At 61.6% G+C, this 19,064-nt stretch carries 19 protein-coding genes, 2 rRNA genes and 1 riboswitch; of the genes, 8 read left to right on the forward strand and 13 right to left on the reverse strand.

Annotated features, from left to right (window positions below; genetic code table 11):
* Positions 1 to 6 precede the first annotated feature (6 nt).
* From QMK17_RS20770 to QMK17_RS20805, 8 genes are all read right to left on the reverse strand, one after another.
* Positions 7 to 768, reverse strand: coding sequence for an ABC transporter permease (locus tag QMK17_RS20770; protein WP_283511188.1), 762 nt, complete (start codon positions 766 to 768; stop codon positions 7 to 9).
* A complete protein-coding gene (locus QMK17_RS20775) occupies positions 765 to 1,532 on the reverse strand; it encodes an ABC transporter ATP-binding protein (RefSeq protein WP_283511189.1) in 768 nt (255 codons plus the stop codon). The genes QMK17_RS20770 and QMK17_RS20775 overlap by 4 nt, the downstream gene beginning before the upstream one ends.
* Complete coding sequence (locus QMK17_RS20780) at positions 1,529 to 2,467, reverse strand: ABC transporter permease (protein ID WP_283511190.1); 939 nt, start codon at positions 2,465 to 2,467, stop codon at positions 1,529 to 1,531. The genes QMK17_RS20775 and QMK17_RS20780 overlap by 4 nt, the downstream gene beginning before the upstream one ends.
* 2 nt (positions 2,468 to 2,469) lie before the next feature.
* A complete protein-coding gene (locus QMK17_RS20785; protein WP_283511192.1) occupies positions 2,470 to 3,501 on the reverse strand; it encodes a TIGR03842 family LLM class F420-dependent oxidoreductase in 1,032 nt (343 codons plus the stop codon).
* A 3-nt stretch (positions 3,502 to 3,504) separates the two neighbouring features.
* Positions 3,505 to 4,926 carry a dihydropyrimidinase gene (gene hydA, locus QMK17_RS20790; protein ID WP_283511193.1) on the reverse strand — a complete coding sequence of 474 codons (1,422 nt, stop codon included), beginning with the start codon at positions 4,924 to 4,926 and terminating at the stop codon, positions 3,505 to 3,507.
* 21 nt (positions 4,927 to 4,947) lie between these two features.
* The gene (locus tag QMK17_RS20795; protein WP_283511194.1) at positions 4,948 to 5,787 is read right to left on the reverse strand and encodes a nitrilase-related carbon-nitrogen hydrolase; all 840 of its coding nucleotides are present in this window, start codon (positions 5,785 to 5,787) and stop codon (positions 4,948 to 4,950) included.
* A 113-nt stretch (positions 5,788 to 5,900) separates the two neighbouring features.
* Complete coding sequence (locus QMK17_RS20800) at positions 5,901 to 7,418, reverse strand: ATP-dependent DNA ligase (protein WP_283511195.1); 1,518 nt, start codon at positions 7,416 to 7,418, stop codon at positions 5,901 to 5,903.
* A gap of 46 nt (positions 7,419 to 7,464) precedes the next feature.
* Complete coding sequence (locus tag QMK17_RS20805) at positions 7,465 to 9,006, reverse strand: carboxylesterase/lipase family protein (RefSeq protein WP_283511196.1); 1,542 nt, start codon at positions 9,004 to 9,006, stop codon at positions 7,465 to 7,467.
* An 86-nt stretch (positions 9,007 to 9,092) separates the two neighbouring features.
* Here QMK17_RS20805 and QMK17_RS20810 point away from each other — a divergent pair, with 86 nt between their 5' ends.
* From QMK17_RS20810 to QMK17_RS20835, 6 genes are all read left to right on the forward strand, one after another.
* Positions 9,093 to 9,755 (forward strand): hypothetical protein, encoded by a 663-nt coding sequence (locus tag QMK17_RS20810; protein WP_283511197.1) that lies wholly within the window; start codon positions 9,093 to 9,095, stop codon positions 9,753 to 9,755.
* A 115-nt stretch (positions 9,756 to 9,870) separates the two neighbouring features.
* Positions 9,871 to 11,274, forward strand: a complete 1,404-nt coding sequence (locus QMK17_RS20815) for a sugar porter family MFS transporter (RefSeq protein WP_283511198.1) — start codon at positions 9,871 to 9,873, stop codon at positions 11,272 to 11,274.
* 287 nt (positions 11,275 to 11,561) lie between these two features.
* Positions 11,562 to 11,662: riboswitch (TPP riboswitch) on the forward strand.
* Positions 11,656 to 12,366 (forward strand): TenA family protein, encoded by a 711-nt coding sequence (locus QMK17_RS20820; RefSeq protein WP_283511199.1) that lies wholly within the window; start codon positions 11,656 to 11,658, stop codon positions 12,364 to 12,366. It overlaps the preceding riboswitch by 7 nt.
* The gene (locus tag QMK17_RS20825) at positions 12,363 to 13,367 is read left to right on the forward strand and encodes an ABC transporter substrate-binding protein (RefSeq protein WP_442972806.1); all 1,005 of its coding nucleotides are present in this window, start codon (positions 12,363 to 12,365) and stop codon (positions 13,365 to 13,367) included. The genes QMK17_RS20820 and QMK17_RS20825 overlap by 4 nt, the downstream gene beginning before the upstream one ends.
* The gene (locus QMK17_RS20830) at positions 13,345 to 14,178 is read left to right on the forward strand and encodes an ABC transporter permease (protein ID WP_283511200.1); all 834 of its coding nucleotides are present in this window, start codon (positions 13,345 to 13,347) and stop codon (positions 14,176 to 14,178) included. Before QMK17_RS20825 ends, QMK17_RS20830 begins: the two co-directional genes overlap by 23 nt.
* Entirely contained in the window at positions 14,175 to 14,897 is a 723-nt protein-coding gene (locus tag QMK17_RS20835) for an ABC transporter ATP-binding protein (protein WP_283511201.1), read from the forward strand. The genes QMK17_RS20830 and QMK17_RS20835 overlap by 4 nt, the downstream gene beginning before the upstream one ends.
* Positions 14,898 to 15,070: 173 nt before the next feature.
* Here QMK17_RS20835 and QMK17_RS20840 read toward each other — a convergent pair whose 3' ends face one another.
* Entirely contained in the window at positions 15,071 to 15,730 is a 660-nt protein-coding gene (locus QMK17_RS20840) for an FMN-dependent NADH-azoreductase (protein ID WP_283511202.1), read from the reverse strand.
* 57 nt (positions 15,731 to 15,787) lie between these two features.
* On the opposite strand from QMK17_RS20840, the gene QMK17_RS20845 reads away from it, so the two are divergent.
* On the forward strand, positions 15,788 to 16,153 hold the full coding sequence (locus tag QMK17_RS20845; protein ID WP_283511203.1) for a helix-turn-helix domain-containing protein: 366 nt from the start codon (positions 15,788 to 15,790) through the stop codon (positions 16,151 to 16,153).
* 18 nt (positions 16,154 to 16,171) lie between these two features.
* On the opposite strand, the gene QMK17_RS20850 is transcribed toward QMK17_RS20845, so the two are convergent.
* The gene (locus tag QMK17_RS20850; protein ID WP_283511204.1) at positions 16,172 to 16,492 is read right to left on the reverse strand and encodes a homoserine dehydrogenase; all 321 of its coding nucleotides are present in this window, start codon (positions 16,490 to 16,492) and stop codon (positions 16,172 to 16,174) included.
* Positions 16,493 to 16,721: 229 nt separating this feature from the next.
* Positions 16,722 to 17,495 (reverse strand): hypothetical protein, encoded by a 774-nt coding sequence (locus QMK17_RS20855; protein ID WP_283511205.1) that lies wholly within the window; start codon positions 17,493 to 17,495, stop codon positions 16,722 to 16,724.
* A 135-nt stretch (positions 17,496 to 17,630) separates the two neighbouring features.
* Here QMK17_RS20855 and QMK17_RS20860 point away from each other — a divergent pair, with 135 nt between their 5' ends.
* Positions 17,631 to 17,936, forward strand: a complete 306-nt coding sequence (locus QMK17_RS20860) for a GNAT family N-acetyltransferase (protein WP_283511206.1) — start codon at positions 17,631 to 17,633, stop codon at positions 17,934 to 17,936.
* A 750-nt stretch (positions 17,937 to 18,686) separates the two neighbouring features.
* Here the strand turns inward: QMK17_RS20860 and rrf are convergent.
* Both rrf and QMK17_RS20870 read right to left on the reverse strand, forming a co-directional pair.
* A 5S ribosomal RNA gene (gene rrf / locus QMK17_RS20865) occupies positions 18,687 to 18,803 on the reverse strand.
* A 177-nt stretch (positions 18,804 to 18,980) separates the two neighbouring features.
* Positions 18,981 to 19,064: ribosomal RNA gene (locus QMK17_RS20870) — 23S ribosomal RNA — on the reverse strand; the annotation flags it as partial.

Below are 19,064 nucleotides of genomic sequence, written 5' to 3' on the forward strand. Positions count from 1 at the left end.
GTCTCCTCAGGCGGTGAGCGCGCTGCGAGCAGGGCGCCGGGTAGCGAGTCGTTCGAGCAACAGCACGAGCAGAAAGAACAACAAACCCACGATGACCGCGCCGAGTACGTACGCCCAGGCACGGGGATACGCGGTGTTCGACGCCGCCGACGTGATCCGTGACCCCAGACCGTTCTGGAGGCCGCCGAAGTATTCGGTGATGATGGCAGCAATGACAGCATTGGGCGCAGCAACCCGCAACCCGGTGAAGATGAGAGGCAGTGCAGTCGGAAATCTGACGAGCCTGGTGATCTGCCCATTGGATGCTGCGCTCGCCTGCATCAGATCGAGGTGAACCGGCGCAACCTGCCTCAACCCCTTTGCAGCGCTGACGAACACCGGGAAGAACACGACGATGGTCACCACCAGCCGTCGCGGCAGGTCCGTCGTCGCCGAGAACATCGAATTGAACACCGGGGCAAGCGCAACGATCGGAATTGCAGCCGCCGCCGCGGCGATCGGCGACAATAATTCGTCGACGATGCGCAGCCGCACTGCCACCGCAGCAGCGAGCAACCCGAGCAGTGAACCGACAACGAGTCCGATGAAGGCATTCTTGCCGGTTGCCATCGACGCAGTGGTGATGTTGCCGAGGTTCGCACGGAACTGCTCGAATATCGACGTTGGCGAGGGCAATAGAAACGACGGAAGCCCACCGATGTCGGTGACCAACTGCCACACGGCGACCAGCAGGACACCGAATATCACCGGTGGCAACCAGGTCTTCACGCGGTCAACCGCCCGTGTAGCGATTCACGCACGGCCGTGACCGACCGGAAGAACGTAGCCGTCTCGCGCCGATCGGTGCCCTCGGCAATCGTCTTGTCCATCTCTAGCACGTCGACGATGCGACCTGGCCGCGCGGACATGACGACAACGCGATCCGAGAGGTAGACCGCCTCCGGAATCGAGTGCGTGACGAAAACTACTGCCGCTGAGGTCTCTTCGACGATACGAAGAAGATCGTTCTGCATACGTTCACGCGTCATCTCGTCGAGAGCACCGAATGGTTCGTCCATCAGCAGCAGAGCGGGCGTTCGCGCAAGTGCACGGGCAATGGCCACCCGCTGTTGCATGCCGCCGGACAGCTCCGTCGGAAATCGATCGGCGAAATCCGTCAGACCGACGAGCTCGAGCAACTCGGTGGACCGAGCACGCCGTTCCGATTTACTTACCTTGTGCAGCTGGAGGGGAAGCTCGATATTGGCTCGCACCGTTCGCCAATCGAGCAGACCGGCCTGCTGGAACGCGATGCCGTAGTCCTGGTCGAGGCGGGCCTGACGTGTCGACTTGCCGAACACCGCCACCGAACCGGACGACGGCTGCTCGAGATCGGCCAGGATCCGCAGCAGAGTCGACTTTCCACATCCAGAAGGGCCGATGAGGGAGACGAATTCCCCGGCAGCCACGGTCAACTCGATATCCGTCAGGGCCGTAACACCCGCGGCGTCGAAGACTTTCCCAACTCCGATCACTGAAATGGCGTCGGTCACTGTGTCCTCCGTCGCGACGGGAGGCGGCCGGCGTACCGCCCCAGCGCATATTCGAGTAGTCCGACCAGACCGGTCACGATGATCCCGAGGATTGCGGCACCGAGCACTGCGGCATACAACCGCGAGGAGTTACCGGTCGCCTGCTGGGAGAAGACGATGATCTGGCGACCGATGCCCCCGGTCGTGCCGGTCGATATCTCGGCGACGACGGCTCCGACCACCGAAGCCGCGGCAGCGAGCCGAAGCGACGGAATCAGATGTGGAATCGACGCCGGGAATCGAACGCGCACCAGAGTGGACCACCATCCTGCTGCATAGCAGTGCATCAATTCCAACGCAGCAGGCTTCGGTGAACGAAGACCCCGCAGCATGCCGACTGCGACCGGAAAGAATGCAAGATAGGAGGCGATGACGGTGATGCTCATCCAGGGTTGCCACGCATAACCGGCGACGGCGATCTTGCCTCCCCAGCCCGCCACCAACGGCGCCAACGCGATCAACGGAACCGTCTGGGAAATGACGACGTACGGAAGAATTGCCCGCTCGACCCAGACGAATCTTTGCATCGCAATCGCCAACAGAAGGCCGACGATCGCGCCGAGAACGAAGCCGGTAACCGCTAGTCCGAACGTGAAGGTTCCGCTGCTCAGTATCGCTGCACCGACCGATCTGGCCCCGGCGACATTGACTTCGGGATCGCCCAACACACCGATGACCGCCCATACGTGCGGCAATGCACCATCATCGGTGCGAGGAAGCACCCGGACGCTGCCCAGTGACACTCCGTTGGTCGGGACGATCACTTTCACGAGTTCCCACACGAGCAGGATCAGGACGACGGAAGCCACCGCCATCGCAGGCCGCCGGATTCCGCTGACCCGGCTACGCGGCGGGGCGACCGCCTGAGCACTATCGATAGGAGGCGAATCGGTCATCGTCACGACGTTGCCGTCACCGGCTGCGCGATGTGGGGAATGATGTCCTCGCCGTAGGCTTCGAGAGTCGAGGACTTCGCATCGTGCTGCAGGTACACCGCGAACTGATCGACTCCCAGTTTTTCGAGTTCACGAAGACGGGAGATATGTTCGGCGGCACCGCCGAGGATGCAGAACCTATCGATGATGGCATCCGGCACGAACTCCGCGTGCGAGTTGCCTGCCCGACCGTGCTGGTTGTAGTCGTACCCCTGACGGGTCGCGATGTAGTCGGTGAGAGCTTGCGGCACTCCGCCGCCGTGGTCTCCGTACCGCGTGACGATGTCGGCGACGTGGTTGCCGACCATTCCGCCGAACCAGCGACACTGGTCACGTGCATGTTCCAAGGCTGCATCGCTGCCGTCGGTGACGTATGCGGGCGCTGCGACGCAGAACTTGATCGACGCTGGATCTCTGCCCGCGGCCTCCGCCGCTGCGCGGACGCGGCCGATGGTCCACGCTGCGATGTCAGGATCGGCCAATTGCAGGATGTAGCCGTCGGCTACCTCTCCGGTGAGATCGAGCGCCTTCGGACCGTAGGCGGCTACCCAGATTTCGAGCGTCGAGTTGCTTGCCCACGGGAACTGCACCGTCGTCTCGCCCAGTTGTGCACTGCGCCCGTTGGCCAGTTCACGGATCACCTGTATCGATTCACGCAGGGTCGCAAGGGTTGTCGGTTTTCCACCAAGAGTGCGCACAGCCGAATCCCCGCGCCCGATGCCGCACACGGTGCGGTTGCCGAACATGTCGTTGAGCGTCGCGAACGTCGACGCCGTCACCGTCCAGTCCCGCGTCGCGGGATTGGTGACCATCGGCCCGACCGTCACCCGCCGCGTTTCCGCCAGGATCTGGCTGTAGATGACGTACGGCTCCTGCCACAGCAGGTGCGAGTCGAACGTCCAGACGTGGGAGAACCCGTGTGTCTCGGCTCTACGCGCGAGGTCGATGACCCGCGATGCCGGCGGCGTACATTGCAGCACGACTCCGATATCCATCTCTCACAGAAGATTCTGAGACAGGGAACGCTTCACGAACTGGCCGTGACCTGCGTTGCCGTAATAGTGGCCGCCATCGACGATGACACGCCCACGAGAGAGAACGGTGTCGACATGACCGTCGATCTCGAAACCCTCGTACGCCGAGTAGTCCATGTTCATGTGGTGCGTCTTCTCCAGACCGATGCTGGTGTGTCCGTTGGGATCGTAGATCACCAGATCGCCGTCTGCTCCTGGAGAAACGATCCCCTTCTTCGGGTACATTCCGAACATCCGTGCCGGCGTCGTGCAGCACACCTCGACCCACTTCTCCAGCGAGATCTTGCCGGTCTTGACTCCTTGGAACATCAGGTCCATTCGGTGCTCGACCGAGCCGATTCCGTTGGGAATCTTGGAGAAATCACCGATACCCATCTCTTTCTGATCCTTCATACAGAACGGACAGTGGTCGGTACTGACGGTGGCGACATCACCGGTACGCAGGTATTTCCAGAGTTCGTCCTGATGTCCCTCTTCGCGGGAGCGCAGAGGCGTCGAGCACACCCATTTGGCTCCCTCGAATCCCGGTGCACCGAGCTGCTCCTCCAGCGAGAGGTACAGGTATTGCGGACAGGTCTCGGCAAAGACGTTCTGACCCTTGCCTCGTGCGGTCGCGATCTGTTCGAGGGCCTGTTTGGCCGACACATGTACGACGTACAGCGGTGCGCCGGTGACATCGGCGAGCATGATCGCGCGATGCGTCGCTTCTTCTTCGAGCTGCCACGGCCGCGACGTGCCATGGAAGTACGGCGAGGTATCACCGCGGGCGACCGATTGCGCGATCAGGACATCGATGGCAATGCCGTTCTCGGCGTGCATCATCAACAGGGCACCGGTGTCGGATGCAGTCTGCATGGCCTGCAGTATTTTTCCGTCGTCCGAGTAGAACACGCCCGGATACGCCATGAAAAGCTTGAAGCTGGTCACGCCCTCGTCGACGAGTTCGCTCATCGCCTTCATCGAGTCGGTGTCCACGTCACCGACGATCTGGTGGAATCCGTAGTCGATGGCACATTGGCCTGCCGCCTTGTCGTGCCACGAGGCGAGGGTGTCCTGAACCCGTTGCCCCGGTGTCTGAATCGCGAAGTCGACGATGGTGGTCGTCCCACCCCACGCAGCCGCTCTCGTTCCGGTCTCGAAGGTGTCGGAGGCGAAGGTGCCGCCGAAGGGCATCTCCATGTGGGTATGACCGTCGACCCCGCCCGGGAGCACATATTTACCCGTCGCGTCGATCACTGTGTCGGCTGACTGTGCGAGATCTGCAGCGAAACGTGTCGAACCCGGTTGCAGCACAGCGACAATGGTCTCTTTGTCGATCAGCACGTCAAGTAGTTGGGTACCTGTCGGCGATACGACGGTGCCGCCGTGAACGAATGTCGTGGCCATCTCAGGGCTCCAGATCGTTCGTCATGGTTTCACCAGCGGTGCATACGCGTCGGGCCTGCGGTCGCGGTAGAAAGCCCAGCGGTCGCGCACGACCTTGATGAGATCCATGTCGAGGTCGCGGACGATCACTTCCGGTTCGGTATCGGAGGCGACGTCGCCCACGAACTTTCCCTCGGGGTCGACGAAATAACTGGTTCCGTAGAAGTCGTCGTCGCCGTAGTCCGCTTCGATTCCGACGCGATTGATTGCCCCGATGTAGTACTCGTTCGCGACGGCCGACGCGGGTTGCTCGAGCTTCCACAGGTAGTTGGACAGACCGCGCGAGGTAGCCGACGGGTTGAACACGATCTCGGCGCCTGCAAGTCCGAGGGCACGCCAGCCCTCGGGAAAGTGCCGGTCATAGCAGATGTAGACACCGATTCGCCCGACCGCGGTATCGAACACCGGCCAGCCCAGGTTGCCCGGGCGGAAGTAGAACTTCTCCCAGAAGCCGTTGACGTGCGGGATGTGGTGTTTTCGATACTTGCCCAGGTAGGTGCCATCGGCGTCGACCACCGCGGCGGTGTTGTAGAGAACGCCCGGTTGCTCCTGCTCGTACACCGGCAGAATCATCACGATACCGAGTTCCTTCGCGAGTGCCGCGAAGCGGTCGACGGTGGGTCCTGGAACGGATTCTGCGTAGTCGTAGAACTTCGAGTCCTGTAGCTGACAGAAATACGGACCGTAGAACAGCTCTTGAAAACATACGACCTTCGCGCCTTGCTCGGCAGCGCTTCTCGCGTAGTCCTCATGGGCCTTGATCATCGACTCTTTGTCACCGGTCCAGTTGGTCTGAACCAGAGCCGCTCGAACAATCGACATGATGAGTTCTCCATCCCTCGCTGGCTGGCCTCCCCAACATAAGTGATGTGTGGTCTGTTCGTATGTGCAATTGTGTTACAACATGACTCGACTTATTTCGACCGAGTAACGACTCAGGTCGACGACGCGAGCAGTGCGCGAACGGCCTCGATCGTGTCCGCCTCCGCATGCGTCTTATCGGGTCGATACCGCAGTACCCGTGCGAATCTCAACGCGACGCCACCGGGATAACGGGTGCTCGTCTGAACCCCGTCGAGTTCGATTTCGACGATGAGATCCGGGTTCAAATACACGGTGTGTTCGTCACGGGAACGCTCGTGCTTCGGGAACTCCTCGGTCTGCCACTGCAACAACGCATCGGTCAGCCCTTTGAACGTTTTGCCCACCATGATCGGATCGCCGCCGTCTGGATCACGGGCACCGAGATGCAGATTCGACAACCAACCTGTTCGCCTGCCATACCCCCACTCCGCGCCGAGAACCACCAGATCCAGCGTGTGCTCGGGTTTGACCTTCTGCCACGTCTTGCCGCGCCGTCCCGCTGCGTAGGGTGAGGACAAAGCCTTGATCATCACCCCTTCGTGTCCGTCGTCCAACGCAGCATCGAAGTGCGCGGACGCCGCGTCCGCGTCCGGACGGATCAGCGAAGGAATTCGGTGCTGACCTGCCACTCTGTCAAGGGCATCCAATCGTCGTTCCAGTGGTTCGTCGAGCAGATCGACTCCGTCGAGATGAATGCAGTCGAAGAAGTACGGCCGAAGCAGAAGTTCGTGGGCGTTCTGCGCTCCGAATCTGCTCATCGTTTCTTGGAACGGCCGGGGACGGCCGCTGTCCGTGAGAGCAAGCGTCTCGCCGTCGAGTACGACCGAGGTGCACGGCAACCCGCGAATCAGCTCGATCAGTTCCGGCACCGAGCCGGTGATCTCGCGAAGCGTTCGGGTGTAGACGTGTACCTCGTCGCCGTCGCGGTGCACCTGGATGCGTGCACCGTCGAACTTGAACTCGACACTGACCTCACCGTTCATCTCGGCCAACGCCGCGTCGAGGGATTCGGCCGGTGACGCAAGCATCGGACGGACCGGTCGACCGACTTCCAGCGAGAATGCCGCCAGGGCGTTCTCTCCCCCGGTCAGTGCGGCGGTGGCCGTCGCCGCCAAGCTGCCGGACAGCATGAAGGCCCGTCGGACAGGGTCCAATTTCAGTCCCGCGGCCTTCGCAATGGCATCGGTCATGATGCCCTCTAGCGCCCCTTGGCGCAGCTCGCCAGTCATCAGCCGGATGAGAAACTCGCGCTCCTCCCGTGTTGCAGATGCAAACAACTCGGTTAGTTGCGCACGTCTGCGGGCGGACGATCCGGTCCCGGAGGTCGACGCGACGGCGGTGATCGCGGAATCGACGTCGGCGATGGTCAGCGCGGACCCGGCGGCAGCCGATACATCGAGGTCGGCCAGAGTGCGCCAGCCGATACCGATCCGGCCCTGCGGCAGCTCACCGGACAGCCACGACACCACCGTCCCGACGTCCGTGGGATCGAGTTCGGCGATCAGGGCTTGCAGTGATTCGATCTTGGCCTTACGCGAACGGGTGGCACCCACAGTCGACGACGTATCGATAATTCGAGAAAACAGCACGACAGTGAAAGTAGCCCGAACCTACGACACTCAACCCCGTGATTGCTCAGCTGAAGCCCAGTACCCGGTCACCCCACGCCGCGCGCAGCGCCGTATCGGGGTCCGAGACGACGGTGTCCTGGGCATCGATGACGAGCATCGACCGGGTGGGGTCCGCATAGAGCGGCCAGTGTTTCGCTCCGTCCATCGTCGCGGGAACGCCATGACGAGCGAACGCGACCCAGCGCCTCATCACCCTCGCCGATACAGCCATCGCTGCTTTTCTGCCACCGAGCCAAAAGGTGGGATCTCGGTTCAGAGTGCCGAAATTGCCGAATACATATGGCAATTCGGTCGCATGCCCTGCGCCGATCCTGGCAGCCTTGAGCATCGGCGTTGCATGATCGAACCTGTACATCCAGACCGGCGCGTAACGACTGTGCGCGTCGGCGATCCACAGTGTGGGCATACGGAATCCTGCATCCCGCGACATGGCTAGAGCACCGGCAGTTTTCGATCGGTCCGGATAAGCGGACATGATCTCGGCCACCCGAAAAGCGGGGAGATCGGAATGGTCGTTCGCGATCGCCCTGAACATTTCGGATACGGTCTCCGACGTGACCGGCATCAGGGGGGATTTCATCAGCCGGAAAATCGATGCCTCGTCGTGATTCGTCCCGATGATCAGTGGGATCCGATGAGCAAATCCTTTTTTGAATGCCGCAACCGGGTAGCGCGGGACGATGTCACCGTCGACTACAGGTGCGAGTCCGAGAGTCCCTGGGACCTTGGTCGGAATTTCGTAACAGAGCGTATCCCCTGCCGTCACCAGTCGAGCGAAGTCCATCGTCTTCAATTCGTGAACGCGATCCGGGGTGATGTCGACGAGTTCGAGGAACCGGGCCGCGACCAACGCCGCGCGATCCTGCCCGTACACCGAGGTCGCGGGGGCGCTCTGCACGATTGCCTTCTGGAACAGGCCCTCTGCCGCCGGGGACGTCATCAACGTCGTCACCGACGCGCCGCCGGAGGACTCACCGAACACGGTCACGTTCGAGGTGTCACCGCCGAAGCGTGCAATGCACCGTTGCACCCACTCGAGCGCCGCAATCTGGTCGCGTAAACCGACATTGGTCTCGAACACGGTGTCCTCGGTCGAGAAGGACGACAGATCCAGAAACCCGAACGCACCGATCCGGTAATTGACAGTGACGATCACCAGATCACCCAGCTCGGCCAGGTTCCTGCCGTCGTACACGGTCTGAGCGGCGGAACCGAGTGAATACGCACCGCCGTGGATCCAGACCATCACAGGCCGTGGGGTTCCACCTGGTTCCGGTGCCCAGACATTCACAGACAGGCAGTCCTCGGACATCGGAAGGTTCGGGTCCATCGGAACGGGGTTGTCGAGGCCCTGCGGCGCGAGGGCGCCGAAACTGCGGCAGTCCAACGGTTTCGACCAGGGTTCCACGGGCCGCGGTGCCCGAAAACGGTACTCTCCATCGGTCGCAGCGGCATAAGGGATGCCTTTCCACGAATAGACCGCGCCGTCCGGATGGCCGATCACCTCTCCATCCGGAATCTGCACTCGGCAGGTCTGATCACTCATAGCATCTCCCTGCTTCTAGGGCACGGTCCCGACGCACGCCAACGTACCAACAGGTCATGAGCGCCTTCACTGTTTATGCTGGCGAGATGAACCGAGTCCGGGCTTTCGTCGTTCTGGCCTCAGCGCTGTTCGCGCTGGCAACGGCAGGGTGCGGCGGGGACAACGACGCTGCGACGGCCCCCTTGGCGACGGTCGATACCAATCCGCCCTCGGTGGTTCGCACCTCGGCACCCACGCCGAACCCGATGACCACCACGTCCACGACCACCACGTCCGCGCCGCCGTCCACGACGTCGGCGTCGCCGTCCTCGACCACTACCGCAGCAGTCCCGACGGCCGATTCTGCTCGCTACGAGGGCGACGCCGGTTTCTACTACTTCACCACGCCCAGTGGAAAGTTCGAGTGCGCGATCTTCGTCACCGAGTCCTCGGTCGCTGGATGCCACGGCGACTTTCCGTCGACAGCACCGAAAGTCGAGGGAAGCGGAGCCCCGAATTCGACGGTGGCGCCGAACACCATCGAACTCACTGCGGGGTCGAAGGCGCGATTCCTCAATTCGGGAGACCCTCGCTTCCACCGGTTCGACGGCTCGGCACTGGCTTTGCCTTACGGCGAGGTACTGACGATTCCGGGTAGTGGCAGTTCCAACGGTTTGATGTGTCACGTCGAGGAAAAGACGGGTGTGACCTGCGCCGACCAGGTCGGTCATGGTTTCACGGTGTCGGACGGCGCGTTCGAAGCGAGGTAGCCGTTCGCACCGCAAATGACCGGGCATAGTGTGATCCGGTGCGGTGAATCCTCCCGCATATACCTTGCCCAAGGCCGAGAGCGCTGAGCCTCCCGACCGGAAGGAGTGCACTGCCATGCCCCAAAAGTCACACAGCGGGCCCAACAGCGCCAAAGTCATCGGCGTCAGCCTTGCTGCCGCAGTGGGCGGCTTTCTGTTCGGCTTCGACAGTTCGGTCGTCAACGGAGCCGTCGACGCCATCGAAGGCAGATTCTCGCTCGGTTCGTTCACCACCGGGTTTGTCGTCGCGATCGCGTTGCTCGGCTGCGCTGTCGGTGCCTGGTTCGCAGGCTCTCTCGCCGACCGGTGGGGACGTAAGAAGGTGATGGTCCTCGGCTCCGCGCTCTTCACCATCTCTTCCATCGGCTCGGGTTTGGCGTTCAGCGTTCCCGACCTCATGCTGTGGCGCGTCCTCGGCGGCCTCGGTATCGGTATCGCCTCGGTCATCGCCCCGGCCTACATAGCCGAAATTGCCCCGGCCAAATGGCGCGGAAGCCTCGCATCGCTGCAGCAACTTGCCATCACCGTCGGCATCTTCGCTGCCCTGCTGTCCGACGCCCTTCTGCAGGGTGCCGCGGACGGGGCATCGAACGATCTGTGGCTCGGACTCGAAGCGTGGCGCTGGATGTTCCTAGTGGGCGTCGTCCCGGCCTTGGTCTACGGAGTGCTTGCGGTCCTGATTCCAGAGTCCCCGCGATTCCTCGTCGGCAAGCATCTGGACAAGGAGGCCGCCGAAATCCTCGCCAACATCACCGGCGAGCTGCACCCGGACGAGCGTGTTCACGAGATCCGACTGACGCTGCGCAAGGAAGAGAAGTCGTCGTTCGCCGACATCCGTGGACCAAAATTCGGCTTACAGCCGATCGTTTGGGTCGGCATCGTGATGGCCGTGTTGCAGCAGCTCGTCGGCATCAACGCGATCTTCTACTACTCGACGACGCTGTGGAAGTCCGTCGGATTCACCGAGGATCAGTCGTTCATGACTTCGGTCATCACCTCGATCATCAATGTGACGATGACGTTCGTTGCCATCTTGTTCGTCGATCGGATCGGCCGTCGGAAGCTGCTCCTCGCCGGTTCCATCGGAATGTTCGTCGGACTGCTGATGGCAGCGGTGTCGTTCTCTCAGCAGATCGGCAGCGGCGACGACGTCTCGCTCCCCAGTCCCTGGGGTGCCGTTGCGCTGATCGGTGCGAATCTTTTCGTGATCTTCTTCGCCGCGACGTGGGGCCCGATCATGTGGGTTCTGCTCGGCGAAATGTTCCCCAACCGCATGCGCGCCGTAGCCCTCGGTATCGGCACGGCAGCGAACTGGATCGCGAACTTTGCTGTGACCCTTGCCTTCCCTCCGCTGACACAAACGGTCGGGCTATGGGTGATCTACGGGTTCTTCGCGATCATGGCCGGCCTATCGTTCTTCTTCGTGCGATCGAAGATCCCGGAGACCAAGGGCATGGAACTCGAGGACATGAAGATCTGAGGTTCTAGCCGATGCCCGGAATGAATCCCGGGTAGACGAAGCGCTGAGATCCGCCACCGGGCTTCGACGATCCGGTGACGTTGGGGAAATCGAAGGGCAGCGCGACGGCCAATTCGTCCATTTGCGAGGCGCGTTCATTAGCGATGGCAACTTCCCCCGTGCGCGCTTACCCACACCCCGTTGTACGTTTCCACTCACGGCCGCTGACCAGCCGGTGAGCGTTTAGATACGCCCCACAGTCACTATCCACGCACGGGCAGCGAAGCTGCATCATGTATGGTCGGCGATGTTCTGACACGGGGTGCGTCCGTCACATACGGATGCTGAGATCACACCCGTCGAACCTGATGCAGGTAATGCTGACGAAGGGATGTCGAGGCGATGAATGCGCCCGCACACTCGGTGGACTCTGTCCGCCACACGGATCGATTGTGGGAAGCGACGGAACAACTCCGTGCCGCGATCGACGATTTGAAATTCTTGAAGCTGCTCGGCGAGGGCACACTGCCACTGGATGCTTTCCGCACCTACATCGAGCAAGACCAGCTCTACCTGGCCGGATACGCCAAGGCTCTGTCACTTCTCGCATCCAAGGCTCCCGACGCGAGAACCGCAGCGTTCTGGGCAACCTCCGCTGCGAGCGCCGTCGAGGAAGCCACGTTGCACGAGTCTCTGCTGAGCAGCGACGCACTGCCGCGCAGCGATTCACGACCTGAGCACTCACCGGCGTGCCTGGGTTACGTCTCGTACCTCATCGCCGCGGCAGCGACCGAGCCGTATCCCGTTGCAGCTGCGGCAATTCTTCCGTGCTTTTGGATCTACGCGGACGTCGCAGTCAGGCTCGCGGTCGCGGCACAGGAGGTACTGAGAAAGAACCCCGAACACCCCTATGCACGTTGGGTTGCCACCTACGACTCCGACGAGTTCCGCGACGTCGTCGACGGCGCTCGCGTCCTGGTCGACGAGGCGGCCGACCAGGCAACCGAGGGACAGCGAGAGCAGATGTTCCAAGCATTCCGCGTAGCTACGCGATACGAATCGATGTTCTGGGACACCGCTCTGCACCCGACACCGTGGCCGGTGACGGCATGAGGAAACTGACCGCACTGACCGCGACGATGGTCACCGTCGCCGCGCTCACCGCATGCTCGCAGCCCTCCGACCCCGACTCCATCAGATTCGCCCTCGACTGGACCCCGAACACCAACCACACCGGCTTGTATGTGGCACAGCAGGAAGGGTATTTCGCCGACGCAGGACTCGACGTCGAGATACTCCCCTACAACAACACATCACCGGACACACTTGTCGACTCGGGAAACGCGGAGTTCGGCATCAGCACCCAGAGCTCGACGACTTTCGCCAAAGCCGCAGGTGCTCACATCGTTTCCGTCCTTGCGCCGTTGCAGCATTGGGCAACGGCCATCGGCGTCCGCGCCGATCGCGACGACATTCCGAGCCCGAAAGCGTTGGACGGCAAGGTCTACGCGGGCTTCGGCGACACCGGCGAGGAAGCAGGACTTCGCCAGGTCATCCAGAACGACGGTGGCGCCGGCGACTACCAGAGCGTGGTCCTCGGCACGTCCGCCTACGAGGCCGTGTACTCAGGCACCGCCGACTTCACAGTGTCCTACCTGGCATGGGAAGGCATCGAGGCCGAACACAGCGGCACCCCGATGAAGTACTTCGAGAACACCGACTACGGATTTCCCGATGCCTACGCGATCACGATCAACGGCAACGAAAACTGGCTGGACGACCATCCCGACGAGGCGCAAAAGTTCGTCCAGGCGGTCCAACGCGGCTACCAACTGGCCGCCGATGACCCCGATCGCGCAGCCCAGGACGTCATCGACGCCAACCCCGGAGTGTTCACCGACGAATCTCTCGTATTCGAAAGCCAGGAGATGCTGGCCGCGAAATACATGAAGGACGAGTCGGGAACCGTCGGTGGGCAAAACCTCGACAGGTGGAGCGAGTACTCGAAATTCCTGTACGAGAACGGTGTTCTCGTCGACGAAGGTGGCAGCGCGCTCGAATCCGAGCCCGATTGGTCCACCTACTTCACCGATGAGTACCTCGGCAATCAGTAGCGCGGCCGTCGGTACCGCCGAACCTGCAGCCGCATCTCGGTTGCGGTTCGGTGCCGCCGTCCGCTGGGCCCTGCCGTCGGCGACCATCGTCGCCCTGTTGATTGCGGCGTGGGAAATCTACGTTCGAGTCAGCGGGGTGCGTCCGCAGGTCCTACCGTCCCCGTCGCGAATCGCCGTGCAGGGATGGGCCCATCGGGACGCCATCGCCGACAATGCTTCAGCGACACTGCAGGTCACGCTCGTAGGTTTTACCGTGTCGTTGCTCGTCGCCTGGATTCTCGCAGTGGCCGTCGACTTCTCCCCATGGCTGCGACGCGCCGTCGTCCCACTGTTCGTTGTGTCCCAGACACTTCCGATCATTGCGATCGCGCCGCTGCTCATCATCTGGTTCGGCTTCGGTCTACTACCGAAGATCCTTGTGATCGCACTGGCTACGTTCTTTCCGATGGCAATCGGCTTGGTCGAGGGATTTGCAGCCGCCGACCGCGACGCCAGGTCCCTGCTGTCGAGCATGGGCGCCAGCCGATGGCAACAGTTTCGCTACGTCCGCCTGCCGTCGGCGATGCCTCGGTTCTTCACCTCCCTCCGGATCGGGATCACTTACGCCGTCGTGGGTGCGATCTTCGCCGAATATGCCGGTGCAAGCGCTGGACTCGGCATTTACATGAGCCAGCAGAAGAACTCGTTCCGCACCGATCTCGTTCTCGCTGCCGTCGTCGTCACCGCCGTCATCAGCGTTGCACTGTTCCTGCTGACCTACCTCGCCGAACGTATCGTCGCGCCGTGGGCGATGGAGAGCAGGCCTCGATGAGTACTGTCCACGTGGGCGACTTGACCAAATCGTTCGGCGGGCGAGCAGTTCTCGACGGCGTGAACTTCGATGTACACCAGGGTGAGTTCGTCTCGATCATCGGTCCGAGCGGATCGGGCAAAAGCACGATCTTCAATGTGATTGCCGGACTCGACACGCCGGACTCGGGCGTCGTCGATTCGCCGACAAGTGCGTACATGCCACAGAAGGACCTGTTGTTCCCCTGGCGGACGGTGCTGGACAACACAGCGCTCGGCCTGGAAGTTCAGGGAGTGCCGAAGGGAGAAGCTCGCGCGCAGGCGCAGGCCCTGTTCCCTGTGTTCGGACTCGACGGGTACGAGAAAGCCCGTCCGTCGGAGATGTCGGGCGGGATGCGGCAGCGGGCAGCCATGCTGCGCACTGTTGTTCAGGGACACGACCTACTGCTGCTGGACGAGCCGTTCGGCGCACTCGATTCGCTGACCCGTACCGGCATGCAGCGGTGGCTTCAGGATATGTGGCTCGAGTACGGGTGGACCGTCCTCATGATCACCCACGACATTCGTGAAGCCGTCTACCTCTCCGACCGAGTGATCGTGTTATCGGACAAGCCCGCACGTGTGCGTCGGCAGGTGACGGTACCGCTGCCTCGTCCACGGGAGCCGTCGATCGTCACGACACCCGAATTCGCGGCCGTCGAAGCCGAATTGATGGACGTACTGATCAGCACCAGCTACTGACTCGGCGAGCTCGATCGATCGCCGCAGGATATTTTTGGCAATCGACGTGGACGCCGTCGGGGCGGCAGGCGAGGCATCGGACGTCGTCGACCGGTGGTCAGCGGTAGCCGGTCCAGCCGGTCCCGCTGACCACCGGTGTCGACACTGCGGCAAGCCCGACGAGGTCAAGCGTGCTAGCTGGCCGCAGGTGCCGCGCCCAGGCGAGTTGCGAGGCCGGTCACTGCACTTCGTGCGTCAGCCAGGCTGTTCGCGGCCTGCGGAACGAGAGGTGCCATCGCCGGAACCCGGTTCGCCAGCGTCAGATCCACGGTCACGACGAAAACCTCCATCCCCAAAGCAACACCGAGTACCTGCTGTAACTGCGCAACGGTGTGGTCGGCACCGAAGTCCGGTGTGCCAGGTCCGTACTGGTTGCCGCGCGAGGACACCACGACAACAGGCTTGCCCTCTAGTGGTCGTGTCGGTGAGTCGAACGGCACAGTGATTCCCGGTACGTGGATGTAGTCGATCCAGGCCTTCAACGTCGATGGGATCGACCAGTTGTACATCGGAGCGCCGATCAAGACCACGTCCGCGGAGACCAACTCGTCGATCAGTTCCTTCTGAAGAGCCTCCGCCTCGGGAGGTGCGACCTCGTTCGGCGTGCGCAGATGCGGCGCCCAATGCATCGCCGCCGACGGAAGATGCGGTGGCGGCGTGCGATGAAGATCGCGGTAGATCACCGAATTATCCGCGCCGAGCGAATGCCACACATCCGAAAACAGGGCGGTGACCGAACGGCTGACCGAACTGTCGAGATCTGCGGACGAATCCAGGTGTAACAACTGCGGCACGTGCGCTCTCCTTCTGGTGGGGGTATTCCAAAGACTATGCCCAGTAGGGTCGGCGGCATGGACCATCGGTACATAGCTTCTGCACTGTCCCATCACGACGCCCGGAAAGTCACAGCGATGATCGGAGAGCTCGGCGATCGAATCCCGACCGTTGCGTTCGACGGCGTGGAACTCGATGTCGAACCGTCCGCGCGGCGGGCGGTGATCGAACTTCTGCGTCAGCTCGCCAGCGGCACCGCAGTCACCCTCGGACCAGTCGCAGAGTTACTGACGACGTCGCAGGCTGCCGAAGTACTCGGCGTCTCCGACACCTACGTGCGACGCCTCGCGGACTCGGGAGAACTCACCATCGAGATGCGCGGAACACACCGGCGATTCCGGCTCGAGGACCTTGTCCGGCACCGAGAACGTTTCACACCATGACATGCGCCGTGCGCAGAATCAGCCTGCTGTGCGGTCCAACAGCTCCGATTGCAGGGTCAACAGGTCGCGGAATGCTTCCCCCGAAGCACGCCAGAGCTGTTCACCGTCGATAAAGTCCACACCAAGGAACTTCACATCTCCTCGGTAGGCACCGACGTCGACCGACAGCTTCCTCACTACCGCCGATATGTCGCGGTCGAGATAACCGGCGTCAGCCCTTTCCAACGTGCGGAACCGAGTCGCAAAGTCCTCAGCGGATATTCGCCGATCCACGAATTGCGCCACGAGAATCACGAACCGCGATGCCTGCCACGATGGGGATCGGAAGGAATGCTCCACGAAACGGGCCTCTCGCTGGTCGACAACGCCGCTCGCCGTCGAACTCCTCGGACCGAATCGCCTCGACGCTACGCACAGAAGCCAGCTTGAGCAGCTGCACGCTGAGGGGTGTCGGCGACTCGGATGCACAACATCAACAACACCCACGGTAACGACGAAACCCTGACGAATCCGCTGTATCCGACATTGCTATGACCGATCACAACCCGCAGATCGGCGCACTTGTGCGCTAGCGGAGACTGTCCAGTGGCTCCCGTTGTGGAGTGTCGAGTTGCCAGAACTTCCAACCATCTCTGACCTCGACGTCACCACTGATATGTGTCGCGACGGCACTCGCGGCCTCGGTGGGACTCTCGAAGCGTCGACCTTCCATCGGGCCCTGAATGATCTCGAGCCGTTCACTGTCAGGGTCGAAACGAGCGCTGAGCCGGTAGCCGTCGAAATCGGCGACAACCCTGACCCGAATGTCGATCACCTCGTCGACAGCGGCCGCAGATCGCTTCGATGCGACACGGCGAACCACTTTGGTGTGCTTCTGATTGGACGCGGTGTGTGCAGCATCTGCGAGACCCGGATCGGCCGCGGCATGCAGTCCGAGCAGGGACCACTTCTCGCGTCCGTGCTGAACACGTCCCACTGCAATTGCGTGGTGCCCGGTGCGAGTTCGCAATGGAGCGTCCTGCATCCAGAGATCGACTTCGCCCTTGATATCAGCGGCCATCTCCTCCGAGGACACCATGAAAAAGGAGGGGTCGGGAGTACCCAGATCGACGAAGACCCAGTACGACGAATCGGTGTCATCGCTCGCGAGAGACTCGTCCTGGCGTCGAGCCTTCCAGTCACCGCTAGCCTTCGTTCGGACCCGAACGATGCAGCTCGACCCATCGACCCCCCAGACCTGCACGGGGTTGCGTCTCGAGGTGGTCAACCGCTCAGCGCGGCCACCTCGCAACACGACTGCGCCGATGAAGGCCCTGATTCCCTGCTCCGATACATCTTCCACTGCGCAACCTCAGATTCTGCCTACCCGTGCAGATGAAGAGAGGTGCCTACGACGGGCAGCGTGCGCACGACTCTGAGTTCTACCCCTAGTCTAGTGCTCCGACACCACCCACAGGAACCGTGCACAATCACAGACATGGAAATCCGCGTGGAGCACCAGGCCGAACACCATCGATTCGTGCTCTTCGTCGGTCTGACCGAAGCTGCATTCTCGGAGTACTTCGACGCCGACACCAAGCGGAATTTCTACCACACCGTGACACTCCCCCAGTACCGCGGACGAGGACTCGCCGCGGTACTGACCGAGTATGCACTCGACGACACACGTGCACGCGGTATGACCGTTGTACCGGCGTGCTGGTTCGTCAACGAATTCATCGAAACGAACGCAGAAAAATATGCAAACTTGCTTACCTCCGCCGAATCGCCCGGCGCGCGATAGCAAGAAGCCGGTAGCCCTCGACGCTGCCCGTCTTCTTTCCTGTGCGCTGGTTATATCGCTCCAGAGACTTGGCCACCCTCAACTCGTGCTCTCGAATCACGTTCTCGTACGAATACATCGAAACTCCTGTAAATGCCCACAAGGGCGGAAAGCGCGGCTGACGCGATGGCGCAGCGGCACGGGATCGAGACAGCGGAATGAACGTCGCTATCGAGATAGAATTACGACGTCGGATCGCCAAAAGAGTCGGCCGACAGTCGTATCGGATGAATCACCCAAGGCCGCACCTCTTTTCGTTCGCTCCGCGTTCGTATCGTTACGCTGAACATCATGCGACAGCCGCTACCTTCGGCGCCACTGATTTAAATCTGGGAATCCCGCACATGCACGCGCGAGTGAGCAGGGCGTGAGCGGGGTTCATCACGCTCCCGCCAGTGCATGTGCGTTTGCGCGAGGCATGGGGTTGGTGAGTCCTATTGCAGAACAGTTGATTCCATCGCGTTGGCGTGAGCGCCACAGTTGTGCGGGATCGGGGATTGCCGGCTGGCAACTGGCGGTGCGGCTCACATGTCGGTGTGTTGCTGTGCACTCGACTGTTCGTCAGATCCACACCCCGGCTGGAGGTTGCCGAGGGCGTGAACCGCGCATCCGGAGCGTAAATCCAGGGGGGCGCCCCTCGCTGTGGATTGGTCCTGGAATGCAGGTAACCCCTGAACCACAGTGTGGTTCAGGGGTTACCTGTGAAAATGTGTTCGGCGGTGTCCTACTCTCCCACACCCTGTCGAGTGCAGTACCATCGGCGCTGGAGGGCTTAGCTTCCGGGTTCGGAATGGGACCGGGCGTTTCCCCTCCGCTATGGCCGCCGTAACTCTGTGAAACAGTGTCACACGGAACACAACGGTCAAATATCAACTCGTCTTCGCCGGGGAACCCAGAGGGTTCGACGGTCGAATACAAGATGAACCTGTGTTGGTTCATTCAATTATTTTGCTGTACTGAAACGTGTGTTGTTTCAGATATTGCACAGTGGACGCGTAGCTTCTTTGTGGTAAGTCCTCGGCCTATTAGTACCAGTCACCTGCATCGGTTACCCGACTTCCAGTTCTGGCCTATCAACCCGGTGGTCTG

It is taken from the genome of Rhodococcus sp. G-MC3 (assembly GCF_030063335.1).
Classification (GTDB): Bacteria; Actinomycetota; Actinomycetes; order Mycobacteriales; family Mycobacteriaceae; genus Rhodococcoides.

What these genes read in the sequence shown, in the direction of transcription:
- hydA (WP_283511193.1), bottom strand. Translation starts at nt 4,926, where the DNA reads ATGGCCACGACATTCGTTCACGGCGGCACCGTCGTATCGCCGACAGGT.
- QMK17_RS20825 (WP_442972806.1), top strand. Translation starts at nt 12,363, where the DNA reads ATGAGGAAACTGACCGCACTGACCGCGACGATGGTCACCGTCGCCGCG.
- QMK17_RS20795 (WP_283511194.1), bottom strand. Translation starts at nt 5,787, where the DNA reads ATGTCGATTGTTCGAGCGGCTCTGGTTCAGACCAACTGGACCGGTGAC.
- QMK17_RS20835 (WP_283511201.1), top strand. Translation starts at nt 14,175, where the DNA reads ATGAGTACTGTCCACGTGGGCGACTTGACCAAATCGTTCGGCGGGCGA.
- QMK17_RS20810 (WP_283511197.1), top strand. Translation starts at nt 9,093, where the DNA reads ATGAACCGAGTCCGGGCTTTCGTCGTTCTGGCCTCAGCGCTGTTCGCG.
- QMK17_RS20815 (WP_283511198.1), top strand. Translation starts at nt 9,871, where the DNA reads ATGCCCCAAAAGTCACACAGCGGGCCCAACAGCGCCAAAGTCATCGGC.
- QMK17_RS20845 (WP_283511203.1), top strand. Translation starts at nt 15,788, where the DNA reads ATGGACCATCGGTACATAGCTTCTGCACTGTCCCATCACGACGCCCGG.
- QMK17_RS20785 (WP_283511192.1), bottom strand. Translation starts at nt 3,501, where the DNA reads ATGGATATCGGAGTCGTGCTGCAATGTACGCCGCCGGCATCGCGGGTC.
- QMK17_RS20820 (WP_283511199.1), top strand. Translation starts at nt 11,656, where the DNA reads ATGAATGCGCCCGCACACTCGGTGGACTCTGTCCGCCACACGGATCGA.
- QMK17_RS20860 (WP_283511206.1), top strand. Translation starts at nt 17,631, where the DNA reads ATGGAAATCCGCGTGGAGCACCAGGCCGAACACCATCGATTCGTGCTC.
- QMK17_RS20780 (WP_283511190.1), bottom strand. Translation starts at nt 2,467, where the DNA reads ATGACCGATTCGCCTCCTATCGATAGTGCTCAGGCGGTCGCCCCGCCG.
- QMK17_RS20805 (WP_283511196.1), bottom strand. Translation starts at nt 9,006, where the DNA reads ATGAGTGATCAGACCTGCCGAGTGCAGATTCCGGATGGAGAGGTGATC.
- QMK17_RS20830 (WP_283511200.1), top strand. Translation starts at nt 13,345, where the DNA reads ATGAGTACCTCGGCAATCAGTAGCGCGGCCGTCGGTACCGCCGAACCT.